We start from the raw sequence: 24044 nt of genomic DNA, 5'->3' as shown, positions 1-24044 counted from the left end.
TGTTGTCGGACATCGGGCGGTGACGGCGCGTCAATCGCCGCCGGGGCCCCAACTGACCTCAATACAGTCCCGCCACCACGAGGCTGCGACCCCAGTTTCCTCGCTCCGATGTCTTGTTGTGTCTCGCCCGGCGAACTTAAACTCCAGGTAAATGAATCGAGTTCAATTCATGTCTCCTAGAGAAGTCAGGAGCGGGCTCATGCTGGGTTCCCTGGACGGCAAGACCGGGCTCGTCACCGGTGCGGGGCAGGGCATCGGGCGGGCGATCGCCGTGGAGATGGCGCGGCAGGGTGCGGTGGCGGTGGCGGTCGCCGACCGGAACAAGGAGACCGCCGCCGAGACCGCGGAGCTGGTCCGCGCGGCCGGGGCGCGGGCCGAGGCGATCGTCTGCGATCTGCGGGTCGGGGACAGCATCGCCGGGATGGTGGAGGACACCGTGGAGCGCCTCGGCGGCCTTGACGTGCTCGTCAACAACGCCGGGGTGATCGAGACCGCGTTCACGGCCGAACCGGCGCGCGGTGTCGACTCGTTGCCGGAGGAGATCTGGGACGCGGTCTACGAGGTCAACCTCAAGGCGGTGTGGCTGACGACCAAGTACGCCGCGCCGCATCTGCGCCGCTCGACGCGCGGACCCGCCATCGTCAACACCGCCTCCGTCTCCGGCCTCACCGGCTTCCCCAACGCCCCCGCCTACGGCGTCACCAAGGCCGGTGTCATCCATCTGACGAAGGTGACCGCCGTCGACCTGGCCCCGGTGCGCTGCAACTGCTTCTGTCCCGGCGTCATCGAGACACCGCTGGCCCGGGACTACATGGCCGCCGCCCCGGACCCTGATGCCATGGAACACGAGCTGACCGCGCCGCAGTTGGTGGAGCGGCTCGGGCGACCGGAGGAGGTCGCCAAGCTGGCCTGCTTCCTGGCCTCCGACGATGCCGCGTTCATCACGGGTTCGTCGTACGTGATCGACGGCGGCGCCCTTACCTGGCTCGGCGTACGGGACCGATGACCACGGGCGAAGCGGCGAGGTGAGGAGAAACCGATGGAGTCGAGGCTGGCCGGGAAGGCCGTGTTGGTGACCGGTGCCACGGGAGGCATCGGTGACGCCGTGGTGCGGCGGCTCGCGGCCGAGGGCGCGGCGGTCGTGGTGACCGACCTGGACGCCGATCGCTGCGAGAAGCTCGCCGGGGAGGTCGGGGGCGGTGCCCTGGGGCTGGCCCTTGACGTCTCGGACGAGTCGGCGTGGCGCGAGGTCGTGGCGGCGGCGACCGCGACGCTGGGCGAGCTGTCCGTGCTGGTCAACAACGCCGGTATCGCCACCATGCACACGGTCGAGACCGAGACCATGGACTCCTGGGAGCGGGTCCTCGGCGTGACCCAGACCGGTGTGTGGCTCGGTATGAAGCACGCCGGCCCGTCCATCGAGCGTGCCGGTGGCGGTTCGATCGTCAACGTCGCGTCGATCTTCGGCACGGTCGGCGGGTTCGGCGCCCAGTTCTCGTACCACGCCGCCAAGGGCGCCGTACGGCTGATGACCAAGAATGCCGCGTTGCACTGGGCGACGCGCGGGGTGCGGGTGAACTCCCTGCATCCCGGTTTCATCGAGACGCCTCGGTCGCGCGAACTGTGGCGCGACACACCCCGGTTGACGTCGATGGTCGAGGGAACGCCGCTCGGCCGGCTCGGTACGCCCGAGGAGGTGGCGGCCGCCGTGGCCTTCCTCGCCTCCGACGACGCGAGCTTCATGACCGGGTCCGAGCTCTACGTCGACGGAGGCTGGACGGCCCGCTGAGTCCCAGCCGCGGTGGCTAACCTGCCTGGGCCGTGTACCGGTTGACCCCGTCGGCCTCCGTGCGGCCGGCCCGTCCGCGGGCCACCAGGACATCCAGGTGCGCCGCCGTCTCATTGACGGCGAGCATCCGGTCGAAGGCCCCGAGGTCCGCGAAGGGCACCTTGCGCCGGGTCCACCCCAGCTCCCCCGCGACCTCGTACGCGGTGCGGGTGCGTCCTCCCAGGGCGGCCAGTGTCTCCGCGAGGCGGTCGTCGTGGTGGGTCAGCAGCTCCCCGACCCGGGCGTGGACACTGTCGCCGACGGGGCCGTGCGCGGGCAGCAGGCGTGCGTCGGCAAGCGTGGTCATCAGGTGGAGCGAGTCGAGGTAGTCGCCCAATGGCAGGGCGGGGCCGCCGAGTTCGAAGCCGATGGACGGGGTGATGTGCGGGAGGACGTGGTCCCCGGAGAAGAGCAGTCCCCGCGCCTGGTCGAGGTAGACGACATGCCCCTGGGTGTGGCCGGGGGTCGGGACGACCGTCAACCGCGCGTCCCCGAAGCGGAGTTCCTCCGCGCGCAGCCAGCGGTCCGGCGCCTCCCAGACCGTGGGGTCGAAGTCGCCGTCGTACATCGCGGCGACGCGCTCGGCGAGTTCGTGGGCCCCGGCCCGGCGCAGGGTCGCCAGCGAGCCGACCGGCTCGTCGGTGCGCAGTTCGCCCAGCAGTTCCAGACCGCGCCGCTCCCCCGCGCCGAGGTAGACGCGGGAGCCCAGCAGCCTGCGCAGTTCGACAGCCTGGGTGTAGTGGTCGCGGTGGATGTGGGTCACCAGGACATGGCTGATCTCGCCGAGGTCGTGGCCGAGTTCGGCCAGAGCGTCCTCAAGTGCCTTGCGGGACTCGGGGATCGACCAGCCGCCGTCGATCAGGACCAGCCCCTCCGTCAGCCCCTCCAGGGCGTAGACGTTGACGGCCCGCAGCCCGTCGTCCGGCAGCGGGAGCGGAATGCGGTGGACCCCGGGCCGTACGGTCTCGGGTCCGCCCTGCGCCCAGCGGCCACGGTCGAATCGGGTGGTGCGGGACGTGGGGGCGGTCATGCGTCTCCTTGCCGGTGCTGTTCGGGGTGTCGCCCGCGCTGTTCCGGCTGCTGCCGGTGTGGTTCGGGGGGTGCGATGAGCTCCGCGTGCAGGTCGTGGGCGAGCCTGCGGGCGCCCGACCGGTCGAGCTTGCCGACGGTGGTCTGAGGCAACTCGCCCACGGTGAAGGCGAATTCGGGCCACTTGGCCTTGGACAGGCCGGTGTCGGCGAGATGCGCGGTGATCTCGTCGAGGCCGAGTGCGCCGCTGCCGTCCTCGACCACGACGAGCACGGCGGCGCGTTCGCCGAGCAGCGGATCCGGGACGGGGGCCACGCAGGCGCGGGCGACGGACGGATGGGCGGCGACGGCGCGTTCGATCTCGGTGATGTCCAGGTTGCGGCCGCCGCGGATGATGACGTCCTTCTCCCGGCCCATGACGGTGACCGTGCCGTCCTCGCCGGTCACCAGCAGGTCGCCGGTGGGGAAGTAGCCGTCCGGGGTGAGGACCGGCGGCTCGACCTTGCCGTCGCGGGCGTAGCCGAGGAAGAGGGAGGGGCCGCGGACCTGGGCACGGCCGGTCACCCCGGGGCCCAGGACGGTGCCGTCAGGGGCGACGGCCCTGAGATCGGTGCCGGGGAAGGGCCGTCCGTCGCGGCCGAGGCGGATCTCCTCGGGGTCGTCGGGCCGGGGCGAGGTGTGCCCGAGGCACTCCGACATGCCGAAGACCCGCAGGATCCTCGTCCCGAGCGAGCGTTCGGCACGGGCGAGCGCTCCCCGGTCCATCGGGCCGCCGCCGACGGTGATCGAGCGGACCCCGTGGAGGGCCTTGGAGCCGGCGGCGGCGGAGCCCATCTGGAGCGCCATGGTCGGCACGCACATGGTCCACCGGACGTCATGGGCGGCCATCCGCGCGAGCGCCTCCTCCCGGTCCCAGCGGCCGGACAGGACGAGCGGTCCGCCCAGCATGAGCGAGAGGCAGACGCCGAAGCAGTAGGCGGCGGTGGAGGAGAGCGGGACCACGGCGGCCACCGCGTCCCCGGCGCGCAGCCCGTTCACGTCGATCGTGCGGGAGCACGCGTACCGCAGGGCACTCTCGGACTGGACGACCCCCTTGGGCCGGCCCGTGGAGCCGGAGGTGAGACCGATGAGGGTGCCGCCGGACCAGCGGGAGACATCGCGCGGACCGCGGCCCGCGCGGATCGTCCAGCCATCGAGGGCCTCGGACTCCAGCGCGTCCGGGAGGGCCTGCCCGCCGCCCCACTCCTCGATCGCCGAGGGTTCCGCGATCAGGACGTCCGGCCGGATGTCCTCGATGGCGGCGGTGAACTCGGCGCGTGTCGTGTGCCGGTTGACCAGGGCCAGCACCCCTCCGGTCAGCCCCACCGCGAGGGTCGCCGCGAGCGTGCGCCACGAGTTGTCGGCCTGGAGGAGCACGGTGCCACCCGGCATGCCGCCCGGGGTCATGACGTCGGCCAGCTCGGTCGCCCGCCGCAGGAGATCACGTGCGCCGTGGTGTCCGTGGTCGTCGACGACGGCTGTGAAGTCGGCCTGTTCGGACCGGTCGCAGAACTCCCGCACTGTCTGTCGCATCCACTCCCTCTCCTCTTCGCCAGAGGGGCTCCACGCCCCGGTGCGCTCAGTCCGCGTACATCTCCATCTCGCCGCCCATGACGGCGATCCGGCGGCCGCGCATGTCGCCGACCTGGGCGACGGCCGCCGCCCACTCGGGGCTGGCCAGTGCCTTGCGCAGGTCGTCGGCGGTGTCGAAGCTCAGGACGGACACGCCGTCCCAGCCCTCCGAGCGCGGTTCGAGGGCCGCGTCGATGTCGGTGTGCCGCCAGGAACGGAGCCCGGGCAGGTGCCGGGTGAGTTCGGCGTGCTCGCCGCGCCACCAGTCGATGAACCGTTCATGGGTCCACTCGGGCGGCCGGGCGGCCAGCAGGACGAGGTTGTACATCGCGCCTCCTCGGGCGGACGGGTCCGCCGCTCAGGTGAACAGGACCGCGGGCGAACGCCCGATCAGCAGCCGCCGTACCCGCCCGTCGTCGTCGAGTCGGGCCGAGGCCACGAACGTCGCCTCCGGCAGGCCCGACCTGCGCACCTCGCCGAGATACAGCTCGTCCCGGCCGACGGCGGACGCGGTGAGCGGGTGGTGGGTGCGCACGCCCACCTCGCGCTGGGCGAGGTAGCCCTCCAGTTCGGGCCGGCCGCCGTGGAAGTCGGTGCCGGCGTCGCCGCCGGTGGAGAACAGGATGGAGAAGGAGAAGTCGTCGCTGATCAGGTCGAGGATCCGGTGGGCGTCGTCGCCGTCCAGGATGCCGAACCAGGTGGTCAGGAACGGGGCGGCGGACGTGGCGGGCGCGCTCACGGCCGGTCCACGAGGTCGAAGTCGGGCGTGAAGAACGACTGGTAGCGGGCCATCAGTCCGCGCGGCGAGACCTGCACGGCGGACAGGAACGCCCCCGTGGTCACCCCCTTCTCGACGACGAAGCCGTACGCCGTCTCGACGTCGCCGTCGACCGCGTACCGCTGGATCTCGTGGGTACGGTCCACCGCCTGGCGTCCGGCTATGTACGCGGCGAACTCCGCACGCGAGGTCCCGGCGCGCTGTCCGCCGGGCAGCGCGATGAGGAAACGGAAATCGGGCTCCACCAGGTCCAGGGCCTTCTCCGGGTCCTGGCCGTCCATCCGGGCCATGTAGTCGCGAAGCACCATCGCTGATCGCTCTCCTTGCGGTCGACCCGACTATCAAGCTGAGTTCAGTTCAGTTTGACTGTAAGACGGCCGCCCCGCCCCCGACAAGGGGCGGGGCGCAGGCTATTCCGCGACCATCCGCACCACGGACCCCTCGATCAGCTCGCTGATCTCGTCCAGCGGAATCGCCCCGGTCGGGCGGTACCAGCGCCAGACACTGACGATCATGCCGAGCACGGCGAGACCCAGGGTGTGCGCGTCACGGACCGGGAAGGCGCCCTTCGACATGCCCCGCATCAGCAGGTTCGTCCAGTCCCGCTCGACCATCTGGACCAGCTGGCGGGCCGCGACGCGTTCGGTCTCCTCGCGCTTGGACTTCCGCGGGGTGGCGAGCAGCGACATGTTGGCCTGAAGGATGCGCATCTGGCGGATCTCCTGCTCGGTGACCGCGAAGGCGGACCGGACGGCCGCGCGCAGTTCCTCCACCGGTTCCGTCTCGTCGGCCGTGGCCTCGACGAACTGGTCGTGGGAGCGCTGGAGTTCCAGTCGCATGATGGTGAGCAGACAGTGGGCCTTCGACTCGAAGTAGTGGTACAGCGCGGTCTGCCCGATACCGACCCGGTCGGCCACCTCCGACCACTTGGTGTTCTCGTAGCCGTCCTCCCCGAACCGCTCCACCGCGGCCACGAGGATCGCGCCCCGCTTCGACCTGGGCCCCTCCTCCGGATCCACGATCCGCGCCCTCGCCATCGTCTCTCCCTCTCCTCCACGGGCGGTACCGATCACCGCCCGGCCGTCCGAGAGTAGACCCAAGTTCAAGTCGGGTACGAATCGAGGACCGGACGGATCGGTCGCGTGCGGTCCGGTCGCGGGGCGCCGGGACCGTGAGCGCGCGGGTCACGAGGAACCGGGCGGTACGGCCTCGGGACCCGCGCCCCCGTGACCCGCGGACCGCGACCTCACGAAGTCGGGCCGGCGCCCCACGAGAAACGCCGCCACGCCCTCCCTTCCCTCCCCCGACACCGCGGCGGCGGCCAGGTGCCGGGCCTCCGCGTCGAGGTGCTCGTCCAGACCGGCGCACAGCGCCTGCCCGACCAGCCGCCGTGTCACGCCGTACGCCCCCGTGGCTCCGCGCGCCAGCGCGCCCGCCACCCGTACGGCCTCCTCGTTCAGCCGCTCCGGGGCGACCACCCGGCTCACCAGACCCATCCCCAGTGCCTCGGCGGCCGGGACGCGCCGATTGGTCAGCAGCAGGTCGACCGCCCGCCGCGGCCCGACGAGCCGGGGCAGCGACCAGCTCACCCCCGCGTCCGGCGTGTACCCGATCGCGGTGTACGCGGCCGTGAACCCGGCGTCACTCGCCGCGACACTCACGTCGGCCGCCGCCACCAGCCCCAGCCCCGCCCCCGCGACGGCCCCCTGCACGGCGACGACCAGCGGGGCGTCCAGCCCGTTCAGGATCCGCAGCGCCCCGTGGAGCGCGTCGGTGACATCGGTGAGATGCCCGGACAGGCCCTGCCCCCGCAGTGCGGAGAACTCCTTGAGATCGCCGCCGACGCAGAAGGACCGCCCCCGCCCGGTGAGCAGCACCGCCCGTGCCCGTGCCTTCTCGCACTCCCGCGCCGCGTCCAGCAGCGCCCGGGCCATCGCCAGGTCGATCGCGTTGCCGGCTCCCCGGCACATCTCGACCCGCGCCAGGCCGTCGCCGTCGACCTCCACCGTGACCCTCATCGCGCCGTCCACCCGCCGTCCACGGTGAGCACCTGACCGGTGCAGTACGAGGACGCGTCCGAGGCCAGATAGAGCAGCGCCCCGTCGAGTTCCCCCTGCTCGCCCCCGCGTCCCAGCATGGTGCCGCGCTCGACCCAGCGCCGGGAGCGCTCGTCGGAGAACAACCCGTCGGTCATCTCCGAGCGGAACCATCCGGGCGCGAGCGCGTTGACCCGTACCCCGCTCCTCCCCCACTGCCCGGCCAGTTCCCGGGTCAGCCCGATGAGCCCGGCCTTGGACGCGGCGTAGGCCGCGCCGCCCAGCGGGGCCGTGGAGACCAGCCCCAGGACGGACGAGACGTTGACGACCGACCGCGGGGGACCGGCCTCGGCCGCCGGTGCCTCGGCGAGCAGTCGTGCGAGGTGGAAGGGGGCCACGAGGTTCACGGCCAGTACGTCCGCGAAGTCGTCGGCGCTCTCGTCCTCGGCCCTTACGGCGCCGGGCGCACCGGCGTTGTTGACGAGGACGTCGATCCGCCCGGTCTCGTCGAGCGCCGTCTCCATCAGCCGCACCCGGTCCTCCTCGCGCGAGACATCGCAGCCGACGGGATGGATGAGCGGATCCTCGTGGGCGAGTTCCTTGAGCCTGTCCAGCCGTCGGGCGGCGGCGAGGACATGGGCGCCGGCTGCCGCCAGGACCGTGGTGAACCTGGCGCCGAGCCCGGACGAGGCGCCGGTGACCACGGCGGTCCGCCCGCGCAGCGAGAACAGCTCCGCCGCCGGGGTCATCCCTCCACCCCGATCGGCAGCACGGTCGCCCCGCCGTCCAGGACCAGGGTCTGGCCCGTCATCCAGGAGGACGCCCCGGACGCCAGGAAGACTGCCGCGTGCGCCACGTCCTGCACGGTCCCGAGTCTGCGCAGGGGCAGCTTCGCGGTGAGGATCGGTTCCCTCGGCTCCCATACGGCGCGGGCGAGCTCGGTCTTGATCAGCCCGGGGGCGATGGCGTTCACCCGTGCCCGGGGGCCGAGTTCGTAGGCGAGCTGCCGGGTCAGGTGGAGCATGGCGGCCTTGGTGGCGTTGTACCAGCCGATGTGGGGGTCGACGATCAGTCCGCCGACGGAGGCGATGTTGACGACCGCTCCCCCGTGCTCGCCCATCCCCGCCCGCCAGGCACACCGGGTCCAGGCGACCATGCCGTACTGGTTGACCCGTACGGTCTTCTCCGCGCGCGGCAGGTCGAGGTCGAGGAGGTCGCCCATGTAGGGGTTGGTGGCCGCGTTGTTGACCAGGATGTCGAGGCGGCCGAAGCGGTCGACGGTCTCCGTGACGCAGCGCTCGGCGTCCTCGGGTTCCCCGGCGTTGGCGACGACCTCGTGGACCTCACCGTCGCCCTTGACGCGGAGCAACTCGGCGCGTGCCGCGGCCAGTCCGTCGGGTTTCCGGGCGGCGATCACCACATGAGCGCCGGCTTCGCGATAGGCCTTGGCGATCCCCAGGCCGATGCCCCGCGAGCCGCCGGTGATCACGGCGACCCGTCCCTCCAGTTCATGTCCGTTCACTCCGACTCCTCGGGATACTTGGCCAGTTCACGCCGGGCGACCGTCCGCAGATGCACCTCGTCGGGGCCGTCCGCGATCCGCAGCGCCCGGGTGATGGCGTACAGCCGCGCCAGTACGGTGTCGTCGCTGACCCCCGCCGCCCCGTGCGCCTGGACCGCCCGGTCGACGACCCGGTGGGCGACCTCCAACGCGGCCACCTTGATCGCTGCCACCTCGGTACGGGCGGCCGCGTTGCCCGAGGTGTCCATGAGCCAGGCCGACTTGAGGACGAGCAGGCGCAGTTGCTCGATCTCGATGCGGCTGCGGGCGATCCACTCCCGCACGACGCCCTGTTCGGCGAGCCGGCCTCCGAAAGCGGTCCGGGTCAGGGTCCGGCGGCACATCAACTCCAGTGCCCGTTCGGCGAATCCGACCGCGCGCATCGCGTAGTGCATCCGTCCAGGACCCAATCGCCCCTGCGCCAGGGCGAATCCCTCCCCCTCGCCGCCCAGCAGCGCGGACACCGGTACCCGTACGGCCTCGAAGAGCACGTCTCCGTGGCCGCAGCGGTCGGTGTAGCCGAACATCGGCAGATCGCGCAGCACGGTGACGCCGGGGGTGTCGCGCGGGATGAGCAGCATGCTCTGCTGCCGGTAGGACTGCGCGTCCGGGTCGGTGACCCCCATCAGGATGATCAGCCGGCAGTCGGGGTCGAGGATCCCGGACGTGTACCACTTGTGGCCGTTGACGACGTAGTCGTCGCCGTCGCGGGTGATCCGGGTGCGGATGTTGCGGGCGTCGGAGCTGGCCACCTCGGGCTCGGTCATGGCGAAGCAGGACCGGATCTCGGCGGCCAGCAGGGGACGCAGCCAGCGGTCCTGCTGTTCGGGGGTGCCGAAGAGGGCGAGGAGTTCCATGTTGCCGGTGTCGGGGGCGGAGCAGTTGAAGACCTCCGGTCCGATCACCGACCGGCCGGCCAGCTCGGCGAGGGGCGCGTACTCCAGGTTGGTGAGGCCCGCGCCCCAGTCGCCGTGGGCGAGGAAGAGGTTCCAGAGCCCTTCGGCGCGCGCCTTCTCCTTCAACTCGCGCATCACCGGCGGGAGTTCGTGAGGGTCGTCGCCCTCGGCGAGTTGCCGGTCGTGGACGGGCTCGGCGGGCAGGACGTACTCGTCCATGAACGCGGCCATGCGCGAGCGGAGTTCATCGGCCTTCGGGGAGAGTGCGAAGTCCATGGGGGCGCTCCTTCAGGACCGTCGGTCGAGGATGTCGCGGGCCGTGCGGATCATCGCCGCGATGGTCGGCGGCAGCCGCTCCTGGTCGGGGTCGTGGTGTCTGCCCTCGCGGTGCCGTCGCAGGTTGTGGCCCATGATCGCGGCCATCTTGGTGCGGGCGAGGGCCCGGAACCAGCTGAAGTCCGGGGGCCCGGGACGGCCGTCGAGATAGGCCGTGAGCAGCTCTTCCTCACCGGGCAGGCCGGGCACGACACGGCCCACCCGGGGGAAGTTCCGGTGGTCGGCGAAGAGGAGGAACCAGGCGAGATCGATGCGGGGGTCGCCGACGGCCCAGATCTCCCAGTCCACGACGGCGGCCGGCCGGTCGCCCCGGCACAGGACGTTGCCGAGACGGAAGTCGCCGTGGGTCAGCACGGGTTGGACGCCTCCCGGCACCTGGGAAGCCAGAAGGCCGAGCAACTCATCGGAGCCCGGGCGCAGTTCGCCGGGCACCGCTCGCATGGTGCGGGACCAGCGTTCCAGCTCGCCCGCGGGATCTACGGACGGCTCGGACGTCTCCGCCCCCAGGTCGTGCAGATCCCGCAGTACGTCGGCCAGCGCCAGCATCCGCGTGCGGCACAGTCCCGGTGCGAGCCGGTGGTCGTCCAGGACCGGCTCGATGGCCTCACCGTCGACGAACTCCATGGCGAACCAGGCCGGTTCGCTCTCGTCGACGGCCACGACACCGGGCACGGGAACCGGGGATCCGGCGAGCAGCCGCAGTATCCGGGCCTGGCGCAGCACGTCGTTGCGGCCGACGGGGCGCTGTCCCGGCGGCACCGCCTTCACGACGTACGACACCGGCCCGGCGGAGACCGAGTAGGTGAGCCCGGAGTGCCCTCCGGGCAGGGTGCGCAGGTCGCCGAGGCGGAGTTCGGCCAATTGCTCACGTACCCGTCGCGCGAGGTCGTCCACGGCGGTCGTCGTACTCAACTCCCCGCTCCTTTCGGCTCTTTGGGCAGCCCCAGCACCCGCTCGGCGAGGATGGTGCGCTGGATCTCGTCGCTGCCGCCGGCGATGCGGTAGCCGGGGGCGCCGAGGAGGTGCTCGGTCCAGGCGAACGTGCCCCAGTCCCCCGTGTCGGCGGCGAGGCGCGGTCCGAGGAGTTGCTGGACGAGGTCAGTGGTGGCGCGCATGGTCGCGGTGGCGTGGAGTTTGCCGACCGAAGCCTCGGCGCCGGGTTCGCGGCCTGCCGCCAGGGCCGAGGTGACCCGCAGTGCGGTGAGCCGCTGGACGAGGGCGCGGGTGAACAGGTCGGCCGCCTGCTGCCGTTCGCCGTCCGTGAGGGGGCGGGGCAGGTGCCGGGCGAGGTCGAGGGCGCGGTCGGCGTTGTCCAGGCCGAGGCCGCCGGAGTCGAGGCGCTCCGCGGCGAGCACGGTCAGGGTGACCCGCCAGCCCTCGCCGACGGGGCCGAGCCGGTCGGTGTCCGGGACGAACACGTCGTCCAGATAGACCTCGTTGAAGCTGGAGCCGCCGGTCATCTGCCGGATGGGCCGTACGGTGACGCCCGGCGCGTCCATCCGGACCAGGAAGACCGTGATGCCCGCGTGCTTCGGCACCTCCGGGTCCGTGCGGCACACGGCGACGCCCCAGGTGGCGACCCGGGCGCCGGACGTCCAGATCTTGTGGCCGCGCAGCGTCCAGCCATCGCCCTCCCGTACGGCCCGGGTGCGGACGGCGGCGAGATCCGAACCCGCTTCCGTCTCCGAGAACAGCTGGCAGGCGAGTTCGTCGGTGCGGAGCAGGGGGCGCAGCAGGCGCCGCCTCTGCTCCTCGGTCCCCCAGATGCGCAGGGCGGGGGCGACGAGTTGCTGGGTGACCGGGAAGATCTCGGTGCGCCGTGGCACGTCGAAGGCGGATTCCTCGGAGCGGTACAACTGCTCGTAGTAAGGGGGCAGTTCACGTCCCCCGTACTCGGGCGGCCAGGCGAGGGCGCCCCAGCCGTGGTCGTAGCGGAGGCGCTCCCAGTCCCTGGTCCGATCGGTGTGCGTGTGCTCCTCGGTCTCCGTCCAGTTCTCGAAGACGGCCACCGAGTCGTCGCCGCTGCCCCACTCCTGATGGGCGGGACGGGCCGTGGCCACGCTCTTCAGCCAGCGTCGGGCCTCGGCGCGGAACTCGTCCGGGTCGGGTATGCCGTCCATGCTCCTCCTCTCAGCGGGTCAGCACGGTGCAGGCGCTGACGCCCGGTGCCCCGTAGACGTGGGTGAAGCCGGTGGACGGACCGTCCGGCACCTGCCGTTCGCCCGCCCTGCCGCGCAACTGCTGGACGACCTCATGGACCTGTCGCAGGCCGGAGGCGCCGATGGGTTCGCCGTTGGCGATGCACCCGCCGTCGGTGTTGACCGGCAGCGAGCCGTCGATCCGGGTCGCCCCGAAGGGGATGAGGGACTCCTGCTCGCCGTGTTCGCAGAACCCGCACTCGGCCAGGTGCATCACCTCGGCGCCACTCTCGGTGTCCTGCAACTGGCACACGTCGATGTCCCCCGGCCCCAACCCGGCCTCCTCGAAGGCATATTGGGCGGCGTCGGCGCTCACGCTGGTCGGCGTCCCGGGCGGTGCCCAGGGGCTGAACACCTCGAAGGAGCCGAACCGCCGGGTCCGTACGACGGCGGCCCGCAGGGTGACCGGCGTTCCGCCGAGCGAACGGGCCACCGCGCGGTTGCACAGGATCAGGGCGACCGCGCCCTGGCCGGGTGAGCAGAACATGTACCTGGTCAGGGGGTCGTTGACCATGCCGGACGCCAGGATCTCGTCCGCGTCGAGCGGTTTGCGGCGCCAGGCGTGCGGGGTGAGCACGCCGTTGGCGTACGCCTTCTCGGCTACCAGGGCGAGGGTGCGGGGGCTGATGCCGTGGTCGTGCATATAGCGCTGGATCTTCAGGGCGAAGAACTGGGTGGTCACCATCAGCCCTTCGCGGCCGTACGCCTCGTCGAGCCCCCAGTCGGCGGGCCGCGGATCGAAGGCGCCGCGCGGGTGCTTGTCGAACCCGACGGCGAGGGCCACGTCCGCCGCGCCGGACCGGATGGCGTTGACCGCCGACACCAGCGCGCTGCCGCCGGTCGCGCAGCCGTTGCGGACGTTGGTGAACGGCACACCGGTCAGGCCGAGTTCGGCGACCAGCGTGTCGGCGTTCCCGGCCGCATCGCTGCCTCCGTAGGCGGCCCGCACCCGGGACCAGGGCAGTCCGGCATCGGCGAGCGCGGACCGCACGGCCTGCACCGCCAGCTGCCGGCCGCTCACCTCCGTACGGGCGAAAGAGGTGATCCCGGCGCCGCAGACCAGCACGTCCTCGCCGCTCATACGGCGGCTCCCGTGGCCCTCGGCACGCCGTCCCCCGCCGTGATCGTGAGCGGCATGCCGATCTCCGCGTCCTCGGGCCGGACGTCGAGGACGGCCAACACCCGTACACCCTCGGCGAGTTCGACGTATCCGACGGTGAACGGTGCGAATCCGGTGGCGGGCGGGACGTAGGGCGGTGACTTGGGCGCGTACCGCTGCACGGTCCAGGTCCACAGGGTGCCGGTGCCGGAGAGCACGACCGGCTCGGCCGGTCCCCCGCAGCGCGGGCAGGCCGGGTCGGCGGGGTAGACGGCCACCGCGCAGTCGGCGCACCGGGAGCCGCGCAGCCGGCCCCCGGTCTCCGGCACCGTGCTCAGCGGCCCTTCCACTGCGGCTCCCGCTTCTCCAGGAACGCCGCCACGCCTTCCGCCGCGTCCTCGGAGTTGAGCATCACGCCGACCGCGAGGTGCTCCATGACCATCAGGGACTGGATGTCGGCGTCCAGGCTCCGGTCGATGGTCATCTTGGTGATCCACATGGTGAACGGGCTCTTGTCGGTGAGCTGGTCGGCGAACTCCTCGACCGTGGCGTCGAGTTTGTCCGCGGGCGCCGAGGAATTGATGAGGCCGAACTCGGCGGCCTCGACCCCGGTGAGCAGCTTGCCGGTGAGCATCAGCTCCTTGGTCTTGCGGACGCCGATCATGCGCGGCACCCGGTAGATGGGTCCGGCGCCGCCGAACAGGGCGCGGCGGATGTGGAAGTCGCCGATCAGGGCGTCGTCCGCGGCGATCGCGAAGTCGCAGGAGATCATCAACTCGAAGCCGCCCGCGGTGACATGGCCTTCGAGGACGGCGATGGACGGCGTCTTCATCGAGTAGAGCCGGTCGCAGACCTTCGCCGAGAGCACGGCGACGTCGATCGCGTTGGACCTGCCGACGAAGTCGGCCTTGAGGCTGTCCAGGTCGAACCCGGAGCAGAAGGTGTTGCCGCGCCCGCGCAGCACCAGCACGCGCAGCTCGGGGTCCGCGTCGACCTCGGTGATGATCTCGTCCAGCCGGTTGAGGATCGGCACGGTCACGCAGTTCTTCTTGTGCGGGCGGTTGAGCCAGACCCGCGCCACATTCCCGTCCCGCTCGAACTGGATCTCGTCCTCGACTGCCATGAGCTCCTCCAAACTGAACTGAATTGAGTTCGATTCTGTGGGCGGTCGGATGCCCGTGTCAATGGAAAGCGAAGGGTGGCCGCTTCTCGTCCGCGGCGCGTGATCAGCCGGTACGACCGCTGAGGCCGAGCAGGCCGGCCAGCCGGAGGCGGTGGTCGTCGCCGGTACCGAACAGTGCCTCGTCGGCCCGTGCGCGGCGCAGATAGAGATGGGCGGGGTGCTCCCAGGTGAAGCCGATTCCGCCGTGCAGTTGCACGTACTCGGTGGTGGCGAGGCGGTAGGCGCCGGTGCACACGACCGCCGCCACGCTCGCGGCCACGGGCAGTTCCGGCGCGCCTCCGGCAAGGCAGGCGCTCGCGTACGCCGAGGCGGACCGTGCGCCCTCGACCACGACGAGCAGATCGGCCAACCGGTGCTTCACCGCCTGGAAGGAGCCGATGGCGCGCCCGAACTGGGTTCGCCGCGACACGTGGTCGAGGACGGCGTCCAGGGCGTGCGCGGCGCCGCCCACATGCTCGGCGGCCAGAGCCACCCGCCCCGCGTCGAGAACTTCATCGGCGATCTCCGGGGCCTGCCCGGCCTCGCCGACCGGTTCGGCCTGCGCCGCCCGGAAGCGGATGCGCGCCTGGCGGCGCGTGGGGTCGAGGACCCGACGGGCGGTACGGTCACAGGTCGCCGGGTCGGGCTCGCAGGCGAACACCCGCTGCCCGTCCGGCGCCCGGGCCATGACCAGGAGCAGATCGGACCCCTCTCCATCGGGCACGAAGTCGGCTTCCCCCCGCAGCAGCCAGCCGCTGGGGCCACGCTCGGCCCTCACGTCCGCCGGATGCAGACACCCGGCGACGGTCGCCGTGCGCGCACCTCCTGCGATGTCCGGGAGCCAACGTGCGCAGGCCTCTTGGTCACCGCTGCCCGCCAGGGCGTGCCCGGTGAGTACGACCGTACTCAGCAAGGGCGCGGGACACAGCACCCGCCCGGTCTCCTCCAGCGCCACGGCGAGTTCGGCGAAGGTGTACCCGGCGCCGCCGTACTCCTCAGGAACGGCCAGCCCATGCACCCCGATCTCACGGGCGAGCCGGTTCCAGAGCACCGGGTCGTGTCCGCGAGGGCTCTCGGCTTGCTCGCGAACCGCTTCGCTCCCGCACGACTCGGCGAGCAACTCCCTCAGGACAGCGCGTAGTTGCCGCCGCTCATCCGTCTCCGCCGGCAGTACGGGATCGGCCTCAAGCCGGAACATCGGATCCTCCCTCGACATCGGGTCTCACACCGTGAACCGCCCACCGTTCGCCAGCAGCACGGCCCCCACGAGATTCACCGCCTCGTCACTCGCCAGGAACAGCGCCACGTCGGCGATCTCCTCCGCCGTCGCATAGGGACGAACCCGAGGATCGGCGAAGCCCTGGCGAAGCGCCGCGGGCGTCCGCGCCGCCATCCCCGTCTCCGTGGGCCCCGGCGCCACCGTGTTCACACGGATCCCGAACGCGATCGCCTCCTTGGCCACGGACTGGCTCAGCGCATGCACCCCGGCCTTGGAGGCCGCGTAGTGCGGATAGCCCGCCTGGGCGTCGAAGGCCGACGAGGACCCCACGGTGACCACGACTCCGGACCGACGAGGCGCCATGACCCGCAACGCCGCACGCAGCACATGAAACGTCCCGTCCAGGTTGACCCGCATGACCCGCCGCCACGCGTCGTCCCCGAGCCGCCCCGTCACCACCGGGGGCCGGTCCGCGACCAGGGCTTCCGCGATCCACTCCTTGGCCGTGGGGTCGTCGACACCGGCCGCGTGCACCACGACATCGAGCCGTCCGTGCCGCCGTACGACCTCATCGACAGCCTCGTCGACCTGGGCAGGTTCGGCCACGTCGACGGTCAGCGGGTGCGCTCCGCGCAGTTCCTTCGCGACCGTCTCCGCCGCTGGACCGTCGAGGTCCGCGGCGAAGACCTCCGCACCCTGCGCGACGAGCCCCCGGGCGACCGCCGCACCGATGCCGGATCCGGCGCCGGTGACGAGCGCGATCCGCCCGTCGAAGCGTCCCGTGTGCTCACCGCCCATGCACGCTCACCGCCTCACATCCAGCTTCCTGAACTGACTTCATTTTTGTTAATGTCGCTCATATGTCAACAGGCACGACAAGAGCACTGCGACTGACCGGCTGGGGCAGCCCACCGGTCCTCACCGAGACAGCCCGGCCCTCCCCCACGGGGGAAGAGGTCCTGATCGAGGTGGAAGCGGCCAGCCTCTGCCGCTCGGACCTCCATGTCATCGACGCACCACCGGGCGCCCTCCCCTACCGGATCCCCTTCACCCTCGGGCACGAGGTCGCGGGCCGGGTGCTGGAGCACGGCCCGCTCGCCACGGGCCCCGCGATCGGTGCGCGCGTGGTCGTCTACGGCCCCTGGGGCTGCGGGAGTTGCGCGCGCTGCGCGGCCGGGGCGGAGAACTACTGCGACCGGCGCGCCGCCCTCGACGCGGACCGCGTCGGCACGGGCGCGGGACTCGGGCGCGACGGCGGGATGGCCGATCTGATGCTCGTACCGTCCGGGCGCCTGCTGGTCCCGGTGGGCGACTTGGCCGCCGCCCAGGCGGCGCCCCTGTCGGACGCGGGGCTCACCGCCTGCCACGCCGTGTCGACGGTCCGGCGCGTCCTGGACGGAGAGGGTGCGAGCGTGGTCGTCCTAGGCATCGGCGGACTCGGTCATCTGGCCGTCCAGATCCTGCGCGCCACGACCACCGCCCAGGTACTGGCCGTGGATGTGCGGGAGGAGGCGCTCGCCCTCGCCGACGAGTGCGGCGCGCACTTCAGTACGCTCCTGCGCGCCGACACCCCGGCGGTCCTGCGGGACCGGATGGGCGGTGTCGGGGCGGCGGCCGTGCTGGACTTCGTCGGCGCCTCTTCCACGCTGGAGGCGGCGGTGGACGTGCTCCGGCCGGCTGGCGAACTGGCCGTGGTGGGCAGCGGCGGCGGGGAGCTCCTGGTCCGCAAGCCCGGCGTCCTGCCGCCCGGGGCGCGGATCTCGCTGCCCTTCTGGGGGACCTTGCCCGAGCTGAAGTCCGTCGTCGCCCTGGCCCTCGAAGGCTCCCTCAGGGTGCGTGTCGAAGAGTTCCCGCTCTCCGGCGCGACGGAGGCGATCGCCGGACTCCGCTCCGGCGGGGTGCGGGGGCGGGCGGTGCTGATCCCTGACTGATCCGGCCGAAACCCGTGCGGCCCCGGTCCACGCCCGCCACCGCCCACCACCGCCCGCCCCACCCTCTCGACTACAGAAGTGAGTTCAATTAGCGTCTTGTCCCACTCGGCGACACGAAGGCGGTGGGACCCGCTATGGGTGCGGAGACTGTGGATCTGCTGGTGATAGGCGGCGGTATGGCCGGACTCTCGGCCGCCGCCCGGGTGGCCGCCGAAGGCGGCACGGTGGTTCTGGTGGAGAAGGCGGAGCGCACCGGCGGTTCCGCCCGCTTCGCCGGTTTCGTATGGACGGCACCGACCCTGGAGGAGCTGCGCCGGGTCAATCCGGACGGGGATCCGGAGCTGGCCGGGGCCCTGGTGGACGGGTTCGCCGACGGCGTCACCTGGATACGGTCGCTCGGGGTGGACTGCCGTCCGCCGGTGCCCGTGCTGGGCTTCGGCCGGGGGCACCAGGTCGACACCAACCACTACCTCGACACCTGCGAGCGGCTGATCCGCGACCGGGGCCAGGAAATGCTGACCGCCACCCGGACCCGCTCCCTCGTGACGGAGAACGGCGGGGTCAAAGGCGCCGACTGCCTCCTGCCCGACGGCTCCACGCGCCGGATCGAGGCCACCTGGACCCTGCTCGCGACCGGCGGCTTCCAGGGCGATCCGACCCTGCGCGCCGAGCACATCCACCCGCAGGCCACGGACATCGGCCTGCGCGCCAACCCGCACAGTCGGGGCGCCGGCCTCACGCTGGGACGCGCCGTGGGTGCGGCCTTCGGCGAGAAGGACGCGGGGTTCTACGGGCATCTGATGCCTGCCGGTGTCTCGCTCGCGGATCCCGCGCGCTTCGTCGACCTGGCGCTCTACTACAGCGAGCACGCGCTGCTGTTCGACACGACGGGCGAGCGCTTCGTGGACGAGACCGTCGGGGACCATCTCACCACCATGGCGCTGCTCGAACGGCCGGAAGCCCGTGGGCTGTTGGTCGCCGACGCGCGGGTGCACCGCGAGTGGATCAGCGCCTCGTACGTGGAGGGGATCCCGGGCGTGGACAAGTTCCAGCTGTGCCATCGCGCCGGCGCCCGCTGCGCGGTGGCGGACAGCCTGGAGGACTTCGCGTCGATGCCCGAGGAGTGGGGCTATCCCGGCGCCGGGATCCGCGACCGTATCGAGGAGTTCAACGCCACCACGGCCGCGGGTGGCACCACGAGGCCGGGCCGGCTCCTGGACCACAGGCCGCTCGACGAACCGCCGTACTACGTCATCGAGGCCGCCCCGGCGATCACGTTCACCTTCGGCGGACTGCTGATCGACGCCGGTACGCACGCGCTGTCCGCGGGCTCGGGCGGACGAGCTCCGGTGCCGGGGCTGCTGGCGGCGGGCGCGGATGCGGGCGGGCTGTACCGGCGCGCGTACGCGGGCGGTCTCGCCCCCGCGCTGGTCTTCGGGTTGGCGGCGGCGCGGACCGCGCTCACCGAGACGCCGGCGGCCGTCGGGCACTGAGCCCGGTCGGCCGAGTCCCTCTCGGCCAGCCCCCAATCGGCCTCCGGTCGGTCGGCCCCCGGTCGGCCCGCGCGGCACAAATCCCGTGCACGAGGCTTGCCCGTCCGGCACCGGAATGCCTAGCGTACTGAATTGAGTTCACTTTGACTCTGCGGTCGGTGAGGTGATCATGCCACTCGCACGCATGGCGCGAACGCGCCCTTCCTCTAGGGAGGGACTGTGAGTCAGTTCCTGCTTGTCCTGGTCAGCGGTGTGGCCAGCGGAGCCGTGTACGGCCTCATGGGCCTCGGGCTGGTCATCATCTACCGGGCCACGGACGTCGTGAACTTCGCGATGGCGTCGCTCGCGACCCTCGGCCTGTACGTCGCGCTCTCGCTCCACGACCGCGGTGTGGCGACGGTGCTCGGCGTCCTCGCCGCCGTCGCGATCACCGTGGCGGCGGGCCTGTTGGTCCGGGAGACGGTGATACGGCCCCTGGGACAGGGGCAGTTGTTCTCCGCCCTCGTCGTGACGATGGGCGTGTCCCTGATCGCCGAGAGCGCGGCAGGTTCGATCTGGGGCGACGAACCCAGGGCCTTCCCCAGCCTGGTCGACGGGACGGTGCGCTGGTCGGGCGCGGCCGTGCCGGTCCAGAGCCTGCTGACGATCGCGGTCGCCGCCGTGGCGATGGCGCTGGTGGGCTATCTGTTCGCCCGCACCACACTCGGCTCGGCCATGCGCGCCGCCGCCGAGTCCGCGGACACCGCCCGCATCGTCGGGCTGAGTTCGCAGCGCCTGGCCAGGATCTCCTGGGCGCTGGGCCTCGGTCTCGCCGCGCTCGCCGCCTGTCTGTACGCACCGCGCTCAGGGCTGGTCCCCACCGCGCTCGTCGCACCGCTGTTCCGCGCCTTCGCCGGGATCTTCCTGGGCGGCCTGACCAGCATGTACGGCGCCGTCCTCGGCGGTCTGACCATCGGCGTCCTGGACAACCTGGCGGCGAACTACGTCTCCGCCAGCTTCCGGGACACGTTCGTGTTCTCGTTCACCGTGCTGGTGCTGCTGATCCGCCCCCAGGGCGTGTTCGGCGCCCGCACCTTCCAACGGGTCTGAGGGGTCGCATCCATGGTCTTCAACCGTTCCCTCCTGGCGCGGGCCGCCCTGGGCCCGGCGACCGGCGCGGTGCTCATGGCCTTCATGGCCGCCGGTGCGATCCCCGCGTACCAGATGTACTCGGTGGGGCTGGCGGCCGTGTACACGATCGTCGTGCTCTCGGTCGGCCTGCTCGCCGGCTGGTCCGGCATCTGGTCGGTGGGCCACCCCGCGTTCTTCGCCATCGGCGCCTACTTCGCCGCGTACGGCAGCGGGCACGACTGGCCGCTGGAGGCGGTCCTCCTCGCCGCCGTCGCCTCCGGTGCCGCGCTGGGAGGCTTTCTGGGATACGCGGGCGCCCGGTTCTCGGCGCTCTACATCGCCCTGCTGACCCTCGCGTTCACCACGGTGACCCTGGAACTGGTCAACCGCTGGAGCGGCGTGACCGGCGGCGACCAGGGCGTGCCGGTCGTCCAGCTGCGCAGCGCCCTCGGCCTGGGCACGCTCCTGGGCGGCGGCACCGAGGCCCAATACCTCGCGGTCGGCGCCGCCGCCGTCGTCCTCGCTTTGGCCGTACCGGCCGCCGCCTCGGGGCTGCGGATGCGGCTGGTGGCGGCCAAGTCGCACCCCCTGGCGGCCCGTACGATCGGTATCGCGCCGGAGGCGCAGTCGTCGCTGTCGTTCGCGGTGAGCGGCGCGTGCACGTGTTTCGCCGGGGTGCTGCTGGGCCTGCTCACCGGGTTCGTCAGCCCTGATCCGTTCTCGCTGACGTTCGGCATCTCGCTGATCGCCGCGTGTGTGCTCGGCGGGGTCGGCACGATCCTCGGCGCGGCGGCGGGCGGGATCTATCTGACCTGGAACCCTTCGCTCTCCTCCGCCGTCGGGATGCCCCAACCGGTCGTGCAGGGCCTCGTGTTGATCGCGGTGCTGCTGTTCCTGCCGGGCGGGGTCGTGCCGTTCCTGGCCAAGCCCGCTCGCAGCCTCCTGCGGCGGATGCGGACGCGGCCGGAGCAGGACGTACCGCCGCCCGCCGACGAACCGGCGGAACTCGCACCGCGCGAGCCTTCAGGCGACGGCCCCATCCTGCTGCACCTGGAGCACGTGTCGGTGTCGTACGGCGGGATCAAGGCCCTGGAGGACGCCTCCCTCACTCTGCGCCAGGACGAGATCCTGGCGGTCATCGGGCCCAACGGGGCCGGAAAGACGACCCTGTTGAACGCGCTGTCGGGACTGACCGGCAACGGCCGGGTGACCGGGACGGCGGACTTCGCCGGCCGGCCCCTGCTCGCGGCCAGGGCGACCGCACGGCGGCGGCTCGGCATCGGCCGCACCTTCCAGCACGCGGAGGTGTTCCCCGAACTCACCGTCGAGGAGAACGTGTTGTGCACCCGCCGCCGGATCACCGCACGGGACCGGGCCGAGGTCGCGCGGCTGCTGCGCTCCGTCGGGCTCGCGGACGTGTCCCGACGGCGCCCGGGAGAGCTGCCGTTCGGTCTGCAGAAGCGGCTCGACCTGGCCCGTGCGCTGGCCGAGAATCCCCGGCTGCTCATCCTGGACGAGCCGTTCGGCGGCCTCGACGCGAGTGAACGGGCTCTGCTGGCACGGCACATCAGGCGCATGCACGCCCGGGGAACCGCCGTGGTCGTCATCGACCACGTCCTCGACGACCTCTTCTCCGTCGCCCACCGGGTGCTCGCCTTCGACTTCGGCCGCACCATCGGCGAGGGCACCCCGGACATCGTGCTGGAGGATCCGAAGGTACGGTCGTCGTACCTGGGCAGCGTCGCCGGCCGGACCCGGCCGCCCGAGCACGTCGGCGACCGCAGCATGGTCCGCCTGCACGGCGTCGGCCACGTATACGGCGGTGTGGTCGCCCTGCGCGACATCGACCTCGACGTCCGCCAAGGGGTCGTGCTGGGCATCGCCGGCGCCAACGGAGCGGGCAAGAGCACGCTGGCCGGGATCCTGCACGGCTCGCTCGAACCCACCCGTGGCGACCGGGAATCGGACGGAACCGTCCGCACCAGCCTCGCCCCCGAAGGGCGGGCCCTGTTCAGGACGCTGTCCCTGCGCGAGAACCTCGAAGTGGCCGCGTACGCGGCGGGCATCACCGGTGCGCCGCTGCGCGAGCGGCTGGAGGAGACCGTCCAGTGGCTGCCGGCGCGGCTGCGCGACCGGATGTCCGACTCAGCGGGCGGGCTGTCCGGCGGAGAGCAGCAGATGCTCGCCATCGCCCGGGCCCTGATCGTCGCGCCGGACGTCCTGATCGTCGACGAGCCGGCCCTCGGGCTGGCCCCGGCCCTGGTCGACGAGGTGTACGACCGGCTGACCGCGCTGGCCCGCGAGGGCCTGACCGTCGTCCTGCTGGAACAGCTCCTCAGCCGGGCCATGTCCGTCTGCCACGAGGTGGCCGTGCTCCACGAGGGTGTCGTCGCGGCCCGAGGCCGGCCCGGTGACCCGGAGTTCGCGGCGCTGGCGGAGGCGGCCTACTTCAGTGGCGCACCGGACGCGCCCACCCCTGTCGTGGCGGTCGACGCCCGCACTTCTCCAGTGAACTGACAATCCCGTTGTGAACGAGGTGGACCGTGTTCCGCACCATGAGAAAGTTCCGCCGCGCCGCGGGCGCGACCGCCGTACTCGCCGTGGTGGCCCTGACCGCCAACGCCTGTGCCGGTGACGACTCCACGGCCGCCGGTGGCAGCTCCTCCGAGATCCACATCGGCGCGTGGCTGCCCCTCACGGGCGCCACCGCCACCTACGGTGTGGCCGAGAAGGCGGGCGCCGACGCCTACTTCAAGATGCTCAACGCCCAGGGCGGCATCAACGGCCGCAAGGTCAGGTGGACGGTCAAGGACAACGCGGCCGACCCGCAGCAGACCGTGCAGATCGCCCGTGAACTGGTCGGCCAGGACAAGGTCGTGGCCATCGTCAACGCCAACGGCACCTCGCAGGCGGAGGCGGCCTTCCCGTTCGTCCTCAACCAGTCCAAGGTCCCGGTCCTCAACGAGGTGGGCGGCACCGAGTCCTGGTACAACCCGCCGCGCCCCGGCCTGTTCGGCACCCAGACCCTCTACGAGGACCAGGCCGCCGCGGTCGCCGCCTGGGCGGTCCAGGACGGCGCGAAGAAGATCCTCGTCGTGCACAGCGACCCGGCGGCGTTCGTGAACGTGGCCGAGCAGGTGGAGCCCGTCGCGAAGAAGGTGGACCCCTCGGTGGAGGTCGACCGGCTGGCGGTGAAGTACCAGACCACCGACTACACGCCGGTGATCAGCAAGGTGAAGGCCGCCTCGCCCCAGGCGGTGGTGCTGATCCTGACCTCCCCCGAGGCCGCCGCCTTCCTCAAGGAGGCCAAGCTCCAAGGCCTGTCCTTGCCCACCTACGCCTACGCGCCCGTGGCCGCCGAGTCCACGGTCTCGCTGGCCAAGGACGCCGCCGAGGGCCTCAAGGCCGTCCAGTTGGTGAAGGCGCCCTCGGACCCGGACCCCGCGGTGAAGGAGTTCCGTACCGCGATGGCCAAGTACGAGCCCGGTCAGGACGCCGGTTTCCTCGCCCTGTGGGGCTGGAGCAACGCGAAGGTGTTCGCCGAGATCGCGAAGACCGTCAAGGGGCCCGTCACGTCCCAGTCCCTCACGGCGGCCTACCAGAAGGCGTCCCGGGTGGACCCGGGGGTGTCACCGGTGATGAAGTTCGGCGCGAGCGACCACCTCGGTACGCGCAGTGTGCAGCGGGTCGTCGTGAAGGACGGCGTCTGGACGTCCGTCGGCGACTTCTACACCCCGCCGGCCCGCGACTGAACACC

The 24044-nt window shown here is 71.9% G+C and carries 24 protein-coding genes; 7 read left to right on the top strand and 17 right to left on the bottom strand.

What is annotated here, in order from left to right:
• Positions 1–199: 199 nt before the first annotated feature.
• Both ABZ928_RS37750 and ABZ928_RS37745 read left to right on the top strand, forming a co-directional pair.
• Positions 200–1006 carry an SDR family NAD(P)-dependent oxidoreductase gene (locus ABZ928_RS37750; RefSeq protein WP_361528870.1) on the top strand — a complete coding sequence of 269 codons (807 nt, stop codon included), beginning with the start codon at positions 200–202 and terminating at the stop codon, positions 1004–1006.
• A 33-nt stretch (positions 1007–1039) separates the two neighbouring features.
• Positions 1040–1789, top strand: a complete 750-nt coding sequence (locus ABZ928_RS37745; RefSeq protein WP_361528868.1) for a glucose 1-dehydrogenase — start codon at positions 1040–1042, stop codon at positions 1787–1789.
• A 16-nt stretch (positions 1790–1805) separates the two neighbouring features.
• On the opposite strand, the gene ABZ928_RS37740 is transcribed toward ABZ928_RS37745, so the two are convergent.
• From ABZ928_RS37740 to ABZ928_RS37660, 17 genes are all read right to left on the bottom strand, one after another.
• Complete coding sequence (locus ABZ928_RS37740; protein WP_361528866.1) at positions 1806–2858, bottom strand: MBL fold metallo-hydrolase; 1053 nt, start codon at positions 2856–2858, stop codon at positions 1806–1808.
• Positions 2855–4429: a class I adenylate-forming enzyme family protein gene (locus tag ABZ928_RS37735; RefSeq protein ID WP_361528864.1), complete on the bottom strand. Its 1575-nt coding sequence runs from the start codon at positions 4427–4429 to the stop codon at positions 2855–2857. Before ABZ928_RS37735 ends, ABZ928_RS37740 begins: the two co-directional genes overlap by 4 nt.
• 46 nt (positions 4430–4475) lie before the next feature.
• Positions 4476–4796: an EthD family reductase gene (locus ABZ928_RS37730; protein WP_361528862.1), complete on the bottom strand. Its 321-nt coding sequence runs from the start codon at positions 4794–4796 to the stop codon at positions 4476–4478.
• A 30-nt stretch (positions 4797–4826) separates the two neighbouring features.
• Positions 4827–5207, bottom strand: coding sequence for a hypothetical protein (locus ABZ928_RS37725; RefSeq protein WP_361528860.1), 381 nt, complete (start codon positions 5205–5207; stop codon positions 4827–4829).
• Positions 5204–5554 (bottom strand): nuclear transport factor 2 family protein, encoded by a 351-nt coding sequence (locus ABZ928_RS37720; RefSeq protein ID WP_361528858.1) that lies wholly within the window; start codon positions 5552–5554, stop codon positions 5204–5206. Before ABZ928_RS37720 ends, ABZ928_RS37725 begins: the two co-directional genes overlap by 4 nt.
• Positions 5555–5656: 102 nt before the next feature.
• Positions 5657–6283: a TetR/AcrR family transcriptional regulator gene (locus ABZ928_RS37715; protein ID WP_361528856.1), complete on the bottom strand. Its 627-nt coding sequence runs from the start codon at positions 6281–6283 to the stop codon at positions 5657–5659.
• Between the two features lie 147 nt (positions 6284–6430).
• Positions 6431–7264: an enoyl-CoA hydratase-related protein gene (locus tag ABZ928_RS37710; protein WP_361528854.1), complete on the bottom strand. Its 834-nt coding sequence runs from the start codon at positions 7262–7264 to the stop codon at positions 6431–6433.
• A complete protein-coding gene (locus ABZ928_RS37705) occupies positions 7261–8031 on the bottom strand; it encodes an SDR family oxidoreductase (RefSeq protein WP_361528852.1) in 771 nt (256 codons plus the stop codon). Before ABZ928_RS37705 ends, ABZ928_RS37710 begins: the two co-directional genes overlap by 4 nt.
• Positions 8028–8804, bottom strand: a complete 777-nt coding sequence (locus ABZ928_RS37700) for an SDR family oxidoreductase (RefSeq protein WP_361528850.1) — start codon at positions 8802–8804, stop codon at positions 8028–8030. The genes ABZ928_RS37705 and ABZ928_RS37700 overlap by 4 nt, the downstream gene beginning before the upstream one ends.
• On the bottom strand, positions 8801–10015 hold the full coding sequence (locus ABZ928_RS37695) for an acyl-CoA dehydrogenase family protein (RefSeq protein WP_361528848.1): 1215 nt from the start codon (positions 10013–10015) through the stop codon (positions 8801–8803). The genes ABZ928_RS37700 and ABZ928_RS37695 overlap by 4 nt, the downstream gene beginning before the upstream one ends.
• A gap of 12 nt (positions 10016–10027) precedes the next feature.
• Positions 10028–10987, bottom strand: a complete 960-nt coding sequence (locus tag ABZ928_RS37690) for a phosphotransferase family protein (protein WP_361528846.1) — start codon at positions 10985–10987, stop codon at positions 10028–10030.
• Complete coding sequence (locus ABZ928_RS37685; RefSeq protein ID WP_361528844.1) at positions 10984–12195, bottom strand: acyl-CoA dehydrogenase family protein; 1212 nt, start codon at positions 12193–12195, stop codon at positions 10984–10986. Before ABZ928_RS37685 ends, ABZ928_RS37690 begins: the two co-directional genes overlap by 4 nt.
• Before the next feature lie 10 nt (positions 12196–12205).
• Positions 12206–13354 (bottom strand): thiolase family protein, encoded by a 1149-nt coding sequence (locus ABZ928_RS37680; RefSeq protein ID WP_361528842.1) that lies wholly within the window; start codon positions 13352–13354, stop codon positions 12206–12208.
• Entirely contained in the window at positions 13351–13722 is a 372-nt protein-coding gene (locus ABZ928_RS37675) for an OB-fold domain-containing protein (RefSeq protein ID WP_361528840.1), read from the bottom strand. The genes ABZ928_RS37680 and ABZ928_RS37675 overlap by 4 nt, the downstream gene beginning before the upstream one ends.
• Complete coding sequence (locus tag ABZ928_RS37670) at positions 13707–14495, bottom strand: enoyl-CoA hydratase/isomerase family protein (protein ID WP_361528838.1); 789 nt, start codon at positions 14493–14495, stop codon at positions 13707–13709. Before ABZ928_RS37670 ends, ABZ928_RS37675 begins: the two co-directional genes overlap by 16 nt.
• Before the next feature lie 103 nt (positions 14496–14598).
• Entirely contained in the window at positions 14599–15732 is a 1134-nt protein-coding gene (locus ABZ928_RS37665; RefSeq protein ID WP_361528836.1) for an acyl-CoA dehydrogenase family protein, read from the bottom strand.
• A 24-nt stretch (positions 15733–15756) separates the two neighbouring features.
• Entirely contained in the window at positions 15757–16551 is a 795-nt protein-coding gene (locus tag ABZ928_RS37660; protein ID WP_361528834.1) for an SDR family NAD(P)-dependent oxidoreductase, read from the bottom strand.
• Positions 16552–16613: 62 nt separating this feature from the next.
• Here ABZ928_RS37660 and ABZ928_RS37655 point away from each other — a divergent pair, with 62 nt between their 5' ends.
• The 5 genes from ABZ928_RS37655 to ABZ928_RS37635 all read left to right on the top strand — a co-directional run bounded on the left by ABZ928_RS37655 (position 16614) and on the right by ABZ928_RS37635 (position 24039).
• A complete protein-coding gene (locus ABZ928_RS37655; RefSeq protein WP_361528832.1) occupies positions 16614–17684 on the top strand; it encodes an NAD(P)-dependent alcohol dehydrogenase in 1071 nt (356 codons plus the stop codon).
• 134 nt (positions 17685–17818) lie between these two features.
• Positions 17819–19177 (top strand): FAD-dependent oxidoreductase, encoded by a 1359-nt coding sequence (locus tag ABZ928_RS37650; RefSeq protein ID WP_361528830.1) that lies wholly within the window; start codon positions 17819–17821, stop codon positions 19175–19177.
• A gap of 219 nt (positions 19178–19396) precedes the next feature.
• A complete protein-coding gene (locus tag ABZ928_RS37645) occupies positions 19397–20266 on the top strand; it encodes a branched-chain amino acid ABC transporter permease (protein ID WP_361528828.1) in 870 nt (289 codons plus the stop codon).
• A gap of 12 nt (positions 20267–20278) precedes the next feature.
• Complete coding sequence (locus tag ABZ928_RS37640) at positions 20279–22804, top strand: ATP-binding cassette domain-containing protein (RefSeq protein WP_361528826.1); 2526 nt, start codon at positions 20279–20281, stop codon at positions 22802–22804.
• Positions 22805–22842: 38 nt separating this feature from the next.
• Positions 22843–24039, top strand: a complete 1197-nt coding sequence (locus ABZ928_RS37635) for an ABC transporter substrate-binding protein (RefSeq protein ID WP_361528824.1) — start codon at positions 22843–22845, stop codon at positions 24037–24039.
• Positions 24040–24044 lie beyond the last annotated feature (5 nt).

Source organism: Streptomyces sp. NPDC046909, from assembly GCF_040644695.1.
Lineage (GTDB): Bacteria > Actinomycetota > Actinomycetes > Streptomycetales > Streptomycetaceae > Streptomyces.
This window is presented reverse-complemented; position numbering and strand designations above follow the sequence as displayed.

Excerpts from the sequence above, each read along its gene's own strand:
- ABZ928_RS37750 (WP_361528870.1), top strand. The coding sequence starts at position 200 with ATGCTGGGTTCCCTGGACGGCAAGACCGGGCTCGTCACCGGTGCGGGG.
- ABZ928_RS37745 (WP_361528868.1), top strand. The coding sequence starts at position 1,040 with ATGGAGTCGAGGCTGGCCGGGAAGGCCGTGTTGGTGACCGGTGCCACG.
- ABZ928_RS37740 (WP_361528866.1), bottom strand. The coding sequence starts at position 2,858 with ATGACCGCCCCCACGTCCCGCACCACCCGATTCGACCGTGGCCGCTGG.
- ABZ928_RS37735 (WP_361528864.1), bottom strand. The coding sequence starts at position 4,429 with ATGCGACAGACAGTGCGGGAGTTCTGCGACCGGTCCGAACAGGCCGAC.
- ABZ928_RS37730 (WP_361528862.1), bottom strand. The coding sequence starts at position 4,796 with ATGTACAACCTCGTCCTGCTGGCCGCCCGGCCGCCCGAGTGGACCCAT.
- ABZ928_RS37720 (WP_361528858.1), bottom strand. The coding sequence starts at position 5,554 with ATGGTGCTTCGCGACTACATGGCCCGGATGGACGGCCAGGACCCGGAG.
- ABZ928_RS37715 (WP_361528856.1), bottom strand. The coding sequence starts at position 6,283 with ATGGCGAGGGCGCGGATCGTGGATCCGGAGGAGGGGCCCAGGTCGAAG.
- ABZ928_RS37710 (WP_361528854.1), bottom strand. The coding sequence starts at position 7,264 with ATGAGGGTCACGGTGGAGGTCGACGGCGACGGCCTGGCGCGGGTCGAG.
- ABZ928_RS37705 (WP_361528852.1), bottom strand. The coding sequence starts at position 8,031 with ATGACCCCGGCGGCGGAGCTGTTCTCGCTGCGCGGGCGGACCGCCGTG.
- ABZ928_RS37695 (WP_361528848.1), bottom strand. The coding sequence starts at position 10,015 with ATGGACTTCGCACTCTCCCCGAAGGCCGATGAACTCCGCTCGCGCATG.
- ABZ928_RS37685 (WP_361528844.1), bottom strand. The coding sequence starts at position 12,195 with ATGGACGGCATACCCGACCCGGACGAGTTCCGCGCCGAGGCCCGACGC.
- ABZ928_RS37680 (WP_361528842.1), bottom strand. The coding sequence starts at position 13,354 with ATGAGCGGCGAGGACGTGCTGGTCTGCGGCGCCGGGATCACCTCTTTC.
- ABZ928_RS37670 (WP_361528838.1), bottom strand. The coding sequence starts at position 14,495 with ATGGCAGTCGAGGACGAGATCCAGTTCGAGCGGGACGGGAATGTGGCG.
- ABZ928_RS37665 (WP_361528836.1), bottom strand. The coding sequence starts at position 15,732 with ATGTTCCGGCTTGAGGCCGATCCCGTACTGCCGGCGGAGACGGATGAG.
- ABZ928_RS37660 (WP_361528834.1), bottom strand. The coding sequence starts at position 16,551 with ATGGGCGGTGAGCACACGGGACGCTTCGACGGGCGGATCGCGCTCGTC.
- ABZ928_RS37655 (WP_361528832.1), top strand. The coding sequence starts at position 16,614 with ATGTCAACAGGCACGACAAGAGCACTGCGACTGACCGGCTGGGGCAGC.
- ABZ928_RS37650 (WP_361528830.1), top strand. The coding sequence starts at position 17,819 with ATGGGTGCGGAGACTGTGGATCTGCTGGTGATAGGCGGCGGTATGGCC.
- ABZ928_RS37640 (WP_361528826.1), top strand. The coding sequence starts at position 20,279 with ATGGTCTTCAACCGTTCCCTCCTGGCGCGGGCCGCCCTGGGCCCGGCG.
- ABZ928_RS37635 (WP_361528824.1), top strand. The coding sequence starts at position 22,843 with ATGAGAAAGTTCCGCCGCGCCGCGGGCGCGACCGCCGTACTCGCCGTG.